The sequence below is a fragment of the Galbibacter pacificus genome (genome assembly GCF_029603165.1).
Classification (GTDB): domain Bacteria; phylum Bacteroidota; class Bacteroidia; order Flavobacteriales; family Flavobacteriaceae; genus Galbibacter; species Galbibacter pacificus.
In genome coordinates this window covers 223,459-237,256 of sequence record NZ_JAQSVC010000001.1, presented here as the reverse complement: position 1 = coordinate 237,256, position 13,798 = coordinate 223,459, and the positions used below count along the sequence as shown (strand labels likewise).

At 39.0% G+C, this 13,798-nt stretch carries 10 protein-coding genes and 1 tRNA gene; 6 read left to right on the top strand and 5 right to left on the bottom strand.

Features of this window, described 5'->3' with window-relative positions; genetic code table 11:
- Positions 1–84 precede the first annotated feature (84 nt).
- Positions 85–1,698 (bottom strand): bacillithiol biosynthesis cysteine-adding enzyme BshC, encoded by a 1,614-nt coding sequence (gene bshC, locus PSF86_RS01115; RefSeq protein WP_277898211.1) that lies wholly within the window; start codon positions 1,696–1,698, stop codon positions 85–87.
- A 305-nt stretch (positions 1,699–2,003) separates the two neighbouring features.
- Here bshC and PSF86_RS01110 point away from each other — a divergent pair, with 305 nt between their 5' ends.
- From PSF86_RS01110 to PSF86_RS01095, 4 genes are all read left to right on the top strand, one after another.
- Positions 2,004–4,439 (top strand): M14 family metallopeptidase, encoded by a 2,436-nt coding sequence (locus PSF86_RS01110; RefSeq protein ID WP_277898210.1) that lies wholly within the window; start codon positions 2,004–2,006, stop codon positions 4,437–4,439.
- Between the two features lie 10 nt (positions 4,440–4,449).
- Entirely contained in the window at positions 4,450–5,376 is a 927-nt protein-coding gene (locus PSF86_RS01105) for a DUF6807 family protein (protein WP_277898209.1), read from the top strand.
- Positions 5,377–5,582: 206 nt separating this feature from the next.
- Positions 5,583–5,882 (top strand): hypothetical protein, encoded by a 300-nt coding sequence (locus tag PSF86_RS01100; protein ID WP_277898208.1) that lies wholly within the window; start codon positions 5,583–5,585, stop codon positions 5,880–5,882.
- 466 nt (positions 5,883–6,348) lie between these two features.
- Complete coding sequence (locus PSF86_RS01095) at positions 6,349–6,645, top strand: hypothetical protein (protein ID WP_277898207.1); 297 nt, start codon at positions 6,349–6,351, stop codon at positions 6,643–6,645.
- Between the two features lie 76 nt (positions 6,646–6,721).
- On the opposite strand, the gene rocD is transcribed toward PSF86_RS01095, so the two are convergent.
- The gene (rocD, locus tag PSF86_RS01090) at positions 6,722–7,966 is read right to left on the bottom strand and encodes an ornithine--oxo-acid transaminase (RefSeq protein WP_277898206.1); all 1,245 of its coding nucleotides are present in this window, start codon (positions 7,964–7,966) and stop codon (positions 6,722–6,724) included.
- A 299-nt stretch (positions 7,967–8,265) separates the two neighbouring features.
- Here rocD and PSF86_RS01085 point away from each other — a divergent pair.
- Positions 8,266–8,337: transfer RNA gene (locus tag PSF86_RS01085), tRNA-Arg, on the top strand.
- A 376-nt stretch (positions 8,338–8,713) separates the two neighbouring features.
- On the opposite strand, the gene PSF86_RS01080 is transcribed toward PSF86_RS01085, so the two are convergent.
- The 3 genes from PSF86_RS01080 to PSF86_RS01070 all read right to left on the bottom strand — a co-directional run bounded on the left by PSF86_RS01080 (position 8,714) and on the right by PSF86_RS01070 (position 12,546).
- Positions 8,714–9,796, bottom strand: a complete 1,083-nt coding sequence (locus tag PSF86_RS01080) for a Gfo/Idh/MocA family protein (protein ID WP_277898205.1) — start codon at positions 9,794–9,796, stop codon at positions 8,714–8,716.
- 64 nt (positions 9,797–9,860) lie between these two features.
- The gene (locus PSF86_RS01075) at positions 9,861–11,216 is read right to left on the bottom strand and encodes a pyridoxal-phosphate dependent enzyme (protein ID WP_277898204.1); all 1,356 of its coding nucleotides are present in this window, start codon (positions 11,214–11,216) and stop codon (positions 9,861–9,863) included.
- Positions 11,217–11,310: 94 nt separating this feature from the next.
- Positions 11,311–12,546, bottom strand: coding sequence for an ABC transporter permease (locus tag PSF86_RS01070; RefSeq protein WP_277898203.1), 1,236 nt, complete (start codon positions 12,544–12,546; stop codon positions 11,311–11,313).
- Between the two features lie 3 nt (positions 12,547–12,549).
- Here PSF86_RS01070 and PSF86_RS01065 point away from each other — a divergent pair, with 3 nt between their 5' ends.
- Positions 12,550–13,785: an exo-beta-N-acetylmuramidase NamZ family protein gene (locus tag PSF86_RS01065; protein WP_277898202.1), complete on the top strand. Its 1,236-nt coding sequence runs from the start codon at positions 12,550–12,552 to the stop codon at positions 13,783–13,785.
- The last annotated feature ends 13 nt before the right edge of the window (positions 13,786–13,798 follow it).

Here is a 13,798-nt window from a genome sequence, read left to right as displayed (position 1 = left end):
GGGCGTGGTTGGTTCGTTTTTCATCAATGAAAAAAATGAACATTTAAAATTTAGAACATGATTGAATTTTGTTCAATAATTCCGCTAAACGGTAATCACTACAAAATCTTGCCTTAACGGATATAATTCTGAGAGCAGTAAATTTATAAATACGTGGCCATATGCTTGATATAGGTTCGCAAAATTGTCGGTACGCTCTTGCAAGGATTCATTTGGGAACAATTCGTTCTGTATATCGGTCATTCGGGAAACCTGATCGGATAATTTTCGTTTTTGTGCCTTTAACAAGCGTTTCTCCAGATGTTCGAGCCCTTTTAGTTGTTTCACTTCCTGCGCCTTGACCGCTCCCAGAAAAGATTTGTCAGTAAGTTCGGCAAGGCGGTACATTTCTTGAAACTGTGCAACCAAATGTTCTTTTTGAGGGTCGAAATTGATATCTATGTTGCTAATTTCCCTAACTTTTCTATTGATAAAAGAATGTTTCTTTAAAAACAGTTGTTCGAGGGAGATATTTAGTTTTTCCAGCTTATCGGCCTGCTTTTTGGTAATGATAAGTACAGAATTACGCAAAAGCAACATGGGGAAGGGCACCTTTTCCTGTTTAAAGAAGCTTTTAAGTTCTAACCAGTATGCCAATTCGCCGCCGCCGCCTATATAACATAGGTTTGGCAGAATTACTTCTTGGTACAGCGGACGCGTGACCACATTTGGCGAAAAACGCTCTGGATGCGCCTCTATATGTGCTTCCAGCTCGTCCTTGTTCCATGAAATATCGGTCTCGTGTACGGCATAGCCCCCATCTACCTCCACAATGCGGCCGCGGAGCCCTTTTGCGAGGTAAAAAAGGTTAATGTCCCTTGGATTGACCTGTATTTTGTATGATGGGTCTACTTTATTGAGCTCATTAATGGTTTTTGATACTTCTTGGTGGGAATCTTGTTTAAAAAGTTCGTTTTTTATGTAGGGAACAAAAAGTTCTTTCAGTTTTTTCTCTGCCCCATCTATAATTACCAGCCCTTGGTCACCAAAAAGCTCGTTTGCCAAAAAACGGGTAGCATCGGTAAGGTTATCGTGCCCGATGTATGCCTGTTGGAACATTTTTTTAAGCTGTTCGGCATTTTTTCCCATGCCCAGCTCTAAACTAAAGAGCTCTAGGACCTGTTCCAACCCTTTTGTGGGAAGTTCACCAACGGCTCCCCCTTCTTCGCTGGTCTTGGGCCCTTGCCATTGAAATTTTTTCCCGTTGAAGTTAAAATAATTGATTTCCTCGAAGTCATGGTCCTCGGTCGCCATCCAATACACGGGCACAAAGTGCGAACCGGGATAAGTTTGGTTTAATTTTTTGGTGAGGTTGATGGTGGAAACAATTTTATAAAGAAAATACAGCGGTCCGCTAAACAAGTTTAATTGATGCCCGGTAACTACCGTAAATGCATTATTTTTCTTTAAAGCCTCTATATGTTCGAGCGTGGCGGTGGTTACCTGTATGTTTTTGTATTGCTTTTTTAAAACCGATGCCAGTATTTCACGATTTTTACAGGGGAAACTGCTTTTCTTTTCTTCTATCTGGCCCTTGAAGTTGTCTAGCGTTGGGTACCTGTTGTAAAAAGGCCTTAACGTTTCTTCCTGGCTTATATAATTGCAAATGAGCTTGGAAAAATATCCTGTTTTTTGAAATGATATGTAATTTGTTGGCATAGTTGTGTTTAAATCTGTAAACGCGCTAGGGATTGCAGCGGCATCCTGTTTTGCATGGCTAATAGGTCGGGATTAAACCAAAAACTTAATGGTTAACTACATTTTTTTGTTAAACTGCATTAAAAATGCAAAACAGATACAGCGAAAAGCCCGCCACAAAATTATGGAAATCATAATTTTTGTGGAGCGCCATTATAAAAAAAGTAAATATAAAATTCTTTGGGCTTTTAGCTGCTAAAAATTAGTTAAGATGTAGCGCAATGCATTATATTAGTAGTTTAGACAAACCAACCCAACAATAATCTATGAGATATAAACTTTTGTTCTTTGCGCTTTTATTTACTGTTATTTGCGTTGCGCAAAATGTAAAATCGCCTTCGGAATTTCTTGGCTATGAGCTCGGGACGCATTTTTCAAGGCACCACCAGGTAATTGCTTATTATGAGTACCTGGCCGAACAGTTTCCACAGATGATGAAGCTAAAACCATATGGAACGACCTATGAAGGCAGGGAATTGCTCGTGGCCTTTGTTTCTTCGGCCGAAAACATACATAATCTTGAGGCAATACAAAAAAAACATATGCAGGCCATTGAAAATGGTACGTCTCCCGGGAAAGCCATTGTTTGGCTGAGCTATAATGTGCATGGTAACGAAAGTGTGAGTACCGAGGCTTCCATGCAGACCATTTATGAAGTGCTTACGGTAAAAAAAGATTGGCTGGCCAATACCATTGTGGTTTTTGATCCTTGTATAAACCCCGATGGGCGCGACCGCTATGTAAATTGGTACAATAGCTTTAAAAACACGCCAAATAATGTAGATATAAACTCGAAGGAACACCATGAAGGGTGGTTGTCCGGGCGGCCCAACCATTATATGTTCGACCTTAACCGAGACTGGGCATGGGTTACACAAAAGGAAAGTAAGCAGCGCGTGAAACTTTATAACGAGTGGTTGCCGCATATTCATGTAGATTTTCATGAACAGGGCATTAATAACCCCTATTATTTTGCGCCCGCCGCAGAACCCATGCATGAAGTTATTACAGATTGGCAAAAAGATTTTCAAACGGCCATTGGTAAAAACCATGCCAAATATTTTGATAAAGAAGGGTGGTTGTACTTTACCAAGGAGGTTTTTGATTTGCTGTACCCAAGTTATGGGGATACGTACCCCATTTACAACGGATCCATAGGTATGACCTACGAACAAGGGGGCAGTGGCCGCGCGGGACTGGGTGTTATTACGGCCAATAAAGATACACTGACTTTAAAGGACAGAATTTCTCACCATTATACCACAGGGCTTTCTACCATAGAAATGGCCGCAAATAATGTAAAGGCTCTTAACGATGAGTTTGGTAAATTTTACGGGCATAGGGATTTTGAGTACAACAGCTATGTGCTGTCGGGAGATAAGGATAAAATAGGTGCGCTTACCCGTTTGTTGGACGTACATTCCATTAAATATGGCTTTACCACCGGAAAGTTGCGCGGATTTAATTATAAAGACCAAAAAAATGAGGATTTATCAGAAAATAACACCAATTTAGTGGTAAGTACCAACCAACCTAAAGCTACTTTGGTAAAAGTTTTGTTTGAACCGCAGACAAAACTTAGCGATTCCCTTACATACGACATTACCGCCTGGTCCCTGCCCTATGCATATGGATTGGACGCCATTGCAACGGGAAATATTGTAAATACAAATACCAATGCCCCTGCATACACCATTACGGTGGTTAACAATGCTACCTATGGCTATGTTACGGACTGGAACAGTATGGACGATGCACGTTTTCTTACGGCTCTGCTTAAAAACAAAATTAACGTTAGGGTTGCCGAAGAACCTTTTGAGATTAACGGAAAAACCTTTAACAGGGGAAGTTTGATAATATTAAAAGGAGATAATGCACATAAAAAAGATTATGTTTCTATTTTAAACGATGCCGTAAACAAATATCATAAAGAACTTACCCCCGCAACGAGCGGTTTTGTAGATCGTGGAAAAGATTTTGGATCGGATGCCGTAAAAATGATAAAAAGCCCAAAAATAGCGGCATTATCGGGCGGCAGTGTTTCTACACTGAATTTTGGGGAAGTCTGGCACTTTTTTGAGCAACAATTGCACTATCCCGTCACTGTTCTCGACGATGCGTATTTTGATCGTGTTGATTTAGCTGAATATGATATTTTGATACTTCCGCAGCTTCATAACCTGGAAGATCACCGGTTGAAAAGCATAAAAGACTGGATCCGTGCAGGCGGTAAGCTAATTGCCATGGGAAACAGCATTAGTGTATTGGAAAACGATGATGACTTCTCGATTGTTGAAAAGGATGGAAAAAAGAACGATAGTATACAAAAACCGGAGCCTTATGCCATAAGTACCCGCGAATACATTAAAAAAACCATTACCGGCGCTATTTATAAAGCAAAAGTAGATCCCACGCACCCTTTGGCATATGGATATGACGACATTTACTATACCTTAAAGCTAAGCGGCGATGCATACGAGTTTTTAGAAAGCGAAAATGCCGTTTATATTGAAGATACCCAAAAACCTTTGGCAGGTTTTGCCGGAAGTGAGGCTCAAAAGCTACAAAACAACAGTTTAGTATTTGGAAGTGAGGACATGGGGCGCGGAAAGATTGTATATATGGTAGACGACCCTTTATTTAGGGGATTTTGGGAAAACGGGAAATTATTTTTTGTAAATGCCCTATTCATGCTTGAGTAAAAACATATCCATGAGGAAACTAATTATAAAATACCTTTTATTTTTAACAATGCTAACTGCCACAACTACTTTTGGGCAAAATTTTAGCCATGAAGTTTCGCCCGAAGGTATCCTGCTTAAAGATGGGAGCAAAAAAGTATTGTTTTTTCAAAGCCAGGAGAAATCGTTGAACGGTAATTACCCACGGGCCAATTATATCCATCCGTTGTTTGATCTGGACGGAAATGTTTTAACCGAAGACTTCCCCGACGACCATTTGCACCACCGGGGAATATTTTGGGCCTGGCACCAAGTTTTAATGGGCAAAAAAGAAATAGGGGATTCTTGGGAATGTAAGAATTTTAAATGGGATGTAAAGAACGTGCAAACCAAAGATTATGCAAACGATGCTATTTTATTAAAGGCACATACCCAATGGACCTCTCCTTTATATACCTTGGAAGGGGAAGAAGTGCCCTTTGTAGATGAAAATACCGAAATTAAGGTATTGCCCGCCACAGCTAGCTACAGAATTATAGATTTTAAAATATCGTTACTGGCTTTGGTTGACAGTTTAAAAATAGGTGGCTCTAAAGATGTAAAAGGTTATGGCGGGTTCTCGGCACGGGTAAAATTGCCCGAAGATGTTGGGTTTTATTCAAACAATGTCAATATTGTTCCCACAAACCAAGCGGTTACGGCAAATAGGCACATAAACATTCAAGGCAGTTTTAACAACAAAGAAAAGTCGGGTATCATTATAATTGCCGGTAAAGAAAACCCCGAACCGAACAATAAATGGATATTAAGATCGGAGAATAGCATGCAAAATGCTGCTTTTCCGGGACGGAAAGCTATTAAAATTTCAACCAGAAAGCCTCTTATTTTAAAATACAGGCTTATTATCTATAAAGAAAACCCCAACCAAGTTACATTGAACAAGTTGCTCGATTTTTAAATTTTGCGTAAAAGTGTGCATTCGTTACACAATAAATTTCACAATTACACAGTAATTTCACAATCATCTATTTAACACTAAAAACATATTTTATTGATTTACAGTTGTTTATATGTAATTTAAATATCTTGATTGCCAATGGTACGAAAATAGCACTATGCACTACAAATAACGAATACAAAGTTTAATTGTAAAATTTAAATATCATGAAAAAAGTAGTTTTAGTAGTAGCAATGGCATTAGGTAGTTTAACAGCATTTGCAGCAGCACCTGCCATTGTAAACAACGACACAAAAGTAGCAACAGTACAAGACGATTATAAAGAAATTGCAGCTTCTGAAGTTCCTCAAGCAGTACAAGAAGCACTTCAAGCTGATTACCCAGGTGCCGAAATCACCAAGGCTTATGTGAACGAAGAGAACACATATAAGATTGAAGTAAAAGTTGGTGATCAAACAGGAACACTGTTTGCCAATGAAAGCGGTGAATGGGTTGAACAACAATAATCCGTTTTAGGTGATACCTTAAAAGCCTTTCCGGGCCATCCGGAAAGGCTTTTTTATTTGCATAATTTGCGATAACCAATAAATATCTCTTGCTTTCTTTTTATCAGTTTTTATTTTGTCATTTTTCATATCAGTTCCCTCTTCTGGCTTTGTATTTATTCAAAAAAATGCCGATGCTTCAAAAATACACGGATCCTTCAGCAAAAAATAGATATCCTGCTTAACAAAATTCTTATTTTCTTTCAATTTTCAGCATAAAAACATAACGAAAGTGAGTATTCATTACACAGTAAATCAATAAATTACACAATGGCTCCACAAACTCCATTTTCCTTACAATAATTTAAAATACTGTATATCAATGCATTATAAGAAAACACTTTCTAAAAAAAGAAATGGTACAGAAATAGCACTATACATAACAAATAAATATAGAAACAAAGTTTAATCATAAAATTTTAAGATCATGAAAAAGATAGTATTAGTAGTAGCAATGGCATTAGGTAGTTTAACAGCATTTGCAGCAACTCCTGCTGTTGCTAACAACGACACAAAAGTAGCAACGTTACAAGACGATTATAAGGAAATAGCGGTAGCTGAAGTTCCTCAAGCAGTACAAGAAGCGCTTCAAGCCGATTATCCTGAAGCTCAAATTACAAAAGCATATGTGAACGAGGAGAACACCTATAAAATAGAAGTGCAAATGGGCGAGCAAACAGGAACGCTATTTGCCAATGAGAACGGTGAATGGATCGAACAATAATAATACGTTTTAGGTAGTAATTAAAAAGCCTTCCCGGGCAAATCCGGGAAGGCTTTTTTTATGTGTTCAAATTTATTTATTGTTCAAAACCTTTTAAAGTTTTGGTAATTATGGCAACACAATCGTTCAATTGTTCTTCGTTCATTACCAAAGGCGGTGCAAAACGTATAATATTGCCATGAGTAGGTTTGGCCAACAAACCATTTTCTTTTAATGCCAGGCAAATGTCCCATGCGGTCGAGCTGTCTTCGCTGTCGTTAATTACAATCGCGTTCAACAAACCTTTTCCGCGGACCAATTTTACAATAGTGCCCGTTTCTATATATTTATTGAGTTCGCTACGGAATAATTGCCCCAATTTTTCTGCATTTTCGGCAAGCTTTTCATCCTTTACAACCTTGAGTGCCTCCATGGCCACTGCTGCGGCCACCGGATTTCCGCCAAAAGTACTTCCATGTTGTCCGGGCTTAATTACTTCCATAATATCGTTATTGGCCAATACCGCACTTACCGGATATGCACCACCGCTTATGGCTTTGCCCAAAATAAGCATATCGGGCTTTACATTTTCGTGGTCCACTGCCAATAATTTTCCCGTGCGGGCAATTCCCGTTTGTATCTCGTCTGCAATAAACAATACGCCATGTTCCTTGCACAATGCCCTAGCCTTTTTTAAATAACCTTCGGTTGGGACATATACCCCTGCTTCGCCTTGAATTGGCTCAACCAGAAAACCTGCTATATTTTTATTTTCTTTCAGGGCTTTTTCCAAAGCCTCGGTATTATCGTAAGGAATTTTAATAAACCCGGGCGTATAGGGTCCAAAATTTTTCCTTGCGTCTTCATCATTCGAAAAAGAGATAATGGTCGTTGTACGGCCGTGAAAATTATTTTCACAAACAATTATCTGCGCTTCCTGTTCCTTGATGCCTTTTTTTTCATAAGCCCATTTCCTACAGATTTTTATGGCCGTTTCAACAGCCTCTGCACCTGTGTTCATTGGCAAAAGCTTATCAAAACCAAAATACGATGTAGCAAACTGCTCAAACCTTCCCAACATATCATTGTAAAAGGCACGCGATGTCAATGTAAGCGTTTTTGCCTGTTCCATCATTGCGCTTATAATGCGCGGGTGGCAATGCCCTTGGTTTACGGCCGAGTAAGCCGACAAGAAATCGTAATACTTTTTTCCTTCTACATCCCACATAAACACACCTTCTCCCTTGCTCAACACTACGGGAAGCGGATGATAATTATGTGCGCCATACTTGTTCTCTAATGCTATTGCATCATCTGAAGTTAATTTTTCCAAAACTGCCATTCTGAAATCGAAATTTTAATCGTGAAACTTTACAATTCCTTCTTACGGAGAGAAATCATCCATGCAGTGGCCGCAAATTACAAAATTTTTTAGTGTCCATAAAGTTTTATGGGCGTTTCCCCGACTGTAAACATCGGGACCGCGCTATCCGATATATCCCAGGTGCACATAGTGCCGTCTGGGGGTGCCGCTACTATCGCTGACGCAAAGTAAAAACGATCGATTATAAAAAGGCATGGCAAACCAACACCAATAAAATTTTTGGGTTTGCATTTTTATCTTATTTTTGCAGTTCTTTTAGCCCCGTAGTTCAAGGGATAGAATAGAAGTTTCCTAAACTTTAGATCCAGGTTCGAGTCCTGGCGGGGCTACTTTACAAAACACAAAAAGATTCGGAACACCTAAAAGAACCTTTAAATGCTCTAAATCTTTAATTTACCAATAAAAATTATCGTTGTTTACCCGAGTATTCCAACAAAACTAAACATTGCCGAGATAAATACCCATGATAAAATAGCGATGAGTAGAAAAACTACCGCTTTTAATGCGTAAACAAGAATTGAAGATTCGTTGTGTAAAGATTGCCCCATTGTTGATAATTTAAAAAGTTAATAAAAATAAACCTAAAATCTATTTGGGGCAGCTATTAGTATTCTAAAATTACAAAAAAATTAATAATAAATCCTAATAAAATTTAAAAACACATTGATTTATTCCGTTAATTATCAATTTATTAACAAATTTTAGTTATATAAAAATCCATTTACTATTGTTGGCAGCCGACTCGTATATTTTTTCTACTATATGAATATCTTTCAACCCTTCTTCCCCAGGCACCAACATGGGCTGGTCGTGCATAATGGCCAAGGCATCGTCATCCATTTGTTTGGCTTGTTGGTTCCCCTTAAAAGGCAATAATTCCGTTCCGTCGCTAGCCCTGCCCTGAACTCCAGTATACGATTGAAACGGACGCAAATAATAGCTTCCGTCTTCGCAACTGGCTTCCAGATTATTAAAACTTTGGCCTAAACTCGTTTTTCCTTGAGCAATGGTGCCGCCTTCAAATTTTAATTCAAAAATTGTGGTCTCATCAACTTCCTGGTATATTTCCGGGCGCCTTGTCTCGTGCGAAGCACTTACCTGTACCGGCTCCATTCCTTTTGTATACCTAATGGCATTAAGCGGGTATACCCCCATATCGTACATGGCGCCTCCGCCCAATTCTTTTATTTGTTTCCAATGGTCTGTCCTGTTATCAAAATATCCTGCTTCGGCCGCAACATACTCAATATTCCCAAAAGGAAGTGCTTCTGCCCACTTCATTAAGATTTGTGTGTTGGGCTCATGGTGCATGCGGTAGCCAATGGCCAATTTAACCTTGTTTTTATGGCAGGCATCGATTATGGACTGGCATTTAGCAGCGGTAACTTCCATAGGTTTTTCGCACCACACATGTTTGCCTGCATTTGCGGCTATAATAGCGTATTTTGCGTGCAATGCCGGCGGCAATACAATGTATACAACATCTATCTCGTTGTTATTGGCAATTTCGTGCATGTTTTCATAATTATATACATTGCCGTCTTTAATAGCGTATTTAGACTGCCAGGTCGGAATTTTTTCCGGGCTCCCGGTAACAATTCCCTTTAGCTCGCAATACTTTGTTAGCTGTAGTGCAGGCGCCAATAAATCGGTGCTATAATAACCCAATCCTACCAATGCAACGCCCAGTTTTTGCTTTTTTTGCGCAAACAAATAGGCAGGATATGGCAGCAAGCTTGTTGCTACCAAAAGCCCCGATTTTTTTATAAATCCTCTTCTGTTAATCATTATTTTTTTGCTTTAAACAATTTTCAAACTCATTGTTATAAATCCTTAAATTACTGATTTTTATTTAAATAGCACTTATAATGTCGTGTTTGGTAATAATACGGTAACGCCCATCGCCCAAATTGGTCAGTACAGCTTTATTTTCTCTATTTATCAATTTTGAAAGTTCGTCAATAGATGTGTTTTTTTTCACTATCGGAAAAGGTGCCTGCATGATTTCCTTTATGGGCTTATTGGCAATATCCTTATCGTCTATAAAAGCTTTAAAAAGCGCCGATTCGTCCAGCGAGCCTACAAACCCCGATGAATCCGTTACGGGTATTTGCGAAATGTTATAGATTTTCATGCGTTCTATTGCATGCGATACCAATTCTTCCGTCTTGGCGGTTATCAATTCATTTTCGGCACTTTTTATTAAATCCCCGGCCATTTTAACGTCCGAGACCAAAAAACCGCGGTCCCGCATCCAGTCATCGTTAAATACTTTCCCTATATACCGGCTTCCCGAATCGTGAAAAAGTACCACAACCACATCGTCGGGCTTAAAATGTTCTTTTAATTGCAACAGCCCTTTAATGGCAGATCCGGCCGAATATCCTACAAAAATACCTTCCTCCCTTGCGAGTTTCCTTGTATAAACGGCACCATCTTTATCGGTAACTTTGGTAAACCCATCTATAATGCTAAAATCTACATTTTTAGGGAGCATATCTTCCCCTATGCCTTCGGTAATGTATGTATAGATTTCGTTTTCATCAAAAACACCTGTTTCATGATATTTTTTAAAAACAGAGCCATAGGCATCTACGCCCCATATTTTTATGTTTGGATTTTTTTCCTTTAAATATTTTCCAACACCCGAGATGGTGCCCCCCGTACCAACACCCACAACAAAATGTGTTATTTTTCCATCGGTTTGTTTCCATATTTCGGGCCCTGTTTGTTCGTAATGTGCCTGCGAGTTGGAAAGATTGTCGTATTGGTTTACATACCAAGAATTTGGGGTTTCTTCAGCCAAACGTTTTGATACGGAATAATACGACCGTGGGTCATCGGGCGCAACATTGGTTGGGCAAACTATAACTTCGGCACCCACGGCACGGAGTATGTCCATTTTCTCTTTGGACTGTTTATCGCTTATTACACAAACAAGCTTATAGCCACGGGCAATGGCAACCAAAGCCAGCCCCATGCCCGTATTTCCACTGGTTCCTTCAATAATGGTTCCTCCGGGCTTTAAAGCCCCAGATGCTTCGGCATCGTTTACCATTTTTACGGCCATTCTGTCTTTTACGGAATTGCCCGGATTAAAAGTTTCTACCTTTGCCAAGACCAAAGCATTTACTTCACCGGTAATTTTATTAAGCTTAACCAACGGGGTATCCCCTATGGTTTCTAATATATTATTTGCATAATCCATACACTATACAATTGATTTCCTTAAAGATATAAAATGTAGCGCAGGCTTTTGGGAAGAGTCAAGTTAAAAAGTATTAAAAAGCACTTATTTATATTTATTCGAATTTTATGGACCTTGCCGGAGATATTTTAGTAATAATATAAGAAGGCACCAATAGCATGAGCATGCACAAAACAAGCACTCCTATGTTTAAAATGATGACATCAAGGGGATGTATATACACCGGGGCCTGCGACACATAATAGGTTTGGGCATCAAGGGAAATAAAACCATATTTTTGCTGTAAAAACAACAGCCCCAAACCAATAACGTTTCCCCAAAAGAGCCCGATTGCAATAAGATATGCTGCATTATAGAGAAAAATCTTGCGAATACTCCAATTATTGCTCCCCAGACCTTTAAGCAACCCAATCATTTGGGTTCGCTCCAATATAAGGACCAGCAGGGCGGTAATCATGTTTATTCCGCCAACAATAATCATAATAACTATAATGATTGCTATGTTAAAATCAAACAAAGAGAGCCATTCAAAAATGGTATAATATTTATCGGCAATGGTTTGGGAATCGAGTGTGGATAAGGTAACCCCGTATATTTCCCTTCCTTTTTGTTGAATTTTATGAAAATCGTCTATAAAAACCTCAAAAGTTCCCACTTGGTCTTCCTTCCACCTATTCATACGCTGGATATGGCGCAGGTCTATAAAAATGTAATTTGCATCAAAATCGTTAAACCCGCTATTGTAAATCCCCACCACTTTAAGTTTTATCTGGCTTGGAATATCACTAACATCGTCTTTTAAGAAAAAGGCCCAAAACTCTGTACCCACTTTAAATTTAAGGCGGTTTGCCAAATATTGCGAAATCAGCACTTCTTCATTTCTTTTCCCTGAAAATTCGGGCAATCTTCCTTCCACCAGAAAATCTTCAAAAGGCTTCCAGTTATAATCGGCTCCCACGCCTTTGGCTATTATTCCTTCAAAAGTATTTTCGGTCCTGATAATCCCTCCTTTTGTGGCGACTGCCTGCACATGCGAAATCCCGTCTATGGTTTTAAACTCGGGATAAAAATCTTGGTGGATGGAAATTGGGTTTATGGAAACATCCGAAGTATTATTGTCGTAATTATAAATTTGAATATGGCCGTTAAAAGCCGCAATTTTCTCCCGGATCTTGCGTTGTAAGCCCACACCGGTTGCAATGGCAATAAGCATCATGATAACACCCAATGCAATTGCTGTAATTGCAATTTTTATAATTGGTGCCGATATACTACTTTTATGCTCCTTTCCCTTTATAAGGCGTTTGGCGATAAAATATTCTAAATTCAAACTATGCGATACTTTATAAGCTTCAAAAATACATTTTTATTATTGTTTTTTTTAGTGATTTCCTGCGGGAATGGACATCAACAAAAAAAAGAGGGCACACATACCGAAAATAACGGTGTTGACATTTCAGAAAAAATTGTCGTGGGGGCCAACCAAACAAATGAATACCTGCCGTTGTTAAAAAACAAAAAAGTAGGCATTGTTGCTAACCAGACATCTGTTTTGTTTAAAAAAGATGGAAAGCACACACATTTGGTAGATTCTTTGCTGGGACTTGGCATTGCAGTAGAAAAAATATTTTCGCCCGAACATGGATTTAGGGGAAAAGCCGATGCCGGGGAACACGTAAAGGGAAATAAAGACACTAAAACCGGACTCTCCATTGTATCGTTGTACGGAAAGTCAAGAAAGCCAGATGCTGAGCAATTAAAAGACTTGGATATTGTTGTTTTTGACATTCAAGACGTTGGGGTCCGTTTTTATACCTATACTTCAACACTGCATTTGGTCATGGAAGCATGCGCCGAAAATAATGTTCCGCTTATCGTGCTGGACCGTCCAAATCCAAACGCAAGCTATGTGGATGGGCCAATGCTGGAAATGGCGCATACCAGTTTTTTGGGAAAAATACCTATTCCGTTGGTATATGGCCTGACCATTGGGGAATATGGAAAAATGCTCAATGGCGAACATTGGCTGGCAAATGGAGTGCAATGCGATCTAACGGTGATTCCAGTAAAAAATTACACGCATCAATCCAATTATAGTTTACCCATTCGCCCTTCGCCTAATTTACCCAATGACCAATCCATTGCATTGTATCCAAGTTTGGGCTTTTTTGAAGGAACCCATATAAATGCCGGTCGCGGCACAGAATTTCAGTTCCAAAGGTACGGGGCGCCGTTTTTGGATAAAAACTATTTTACATTTACCTACACTCCCAAGCCCAATTTTGGTTCTAAATCGCCCAAACACCAGGACGAAGTTTGTTACGGTGAAGATTTAAGCCATATTGAAGCTCCAAAAATGGTAAGTATGAAATGGGTTATCAAGGCATACCAACATTGTACCGACAAACCTAATTTTTTTAGAACCTCATCGTTCACCCTTCATGCCGGTACCGAGAAATTACAAGAACAAATAGAAAGCGGCTTAACCAATGAAGAAATTAGGGCTTCTTGGCAAAAGGATTTGGATTCGTTTAAAAAAATTAGAAAAAAATATTTGATTTACGATTGATTTTTTCAAAATC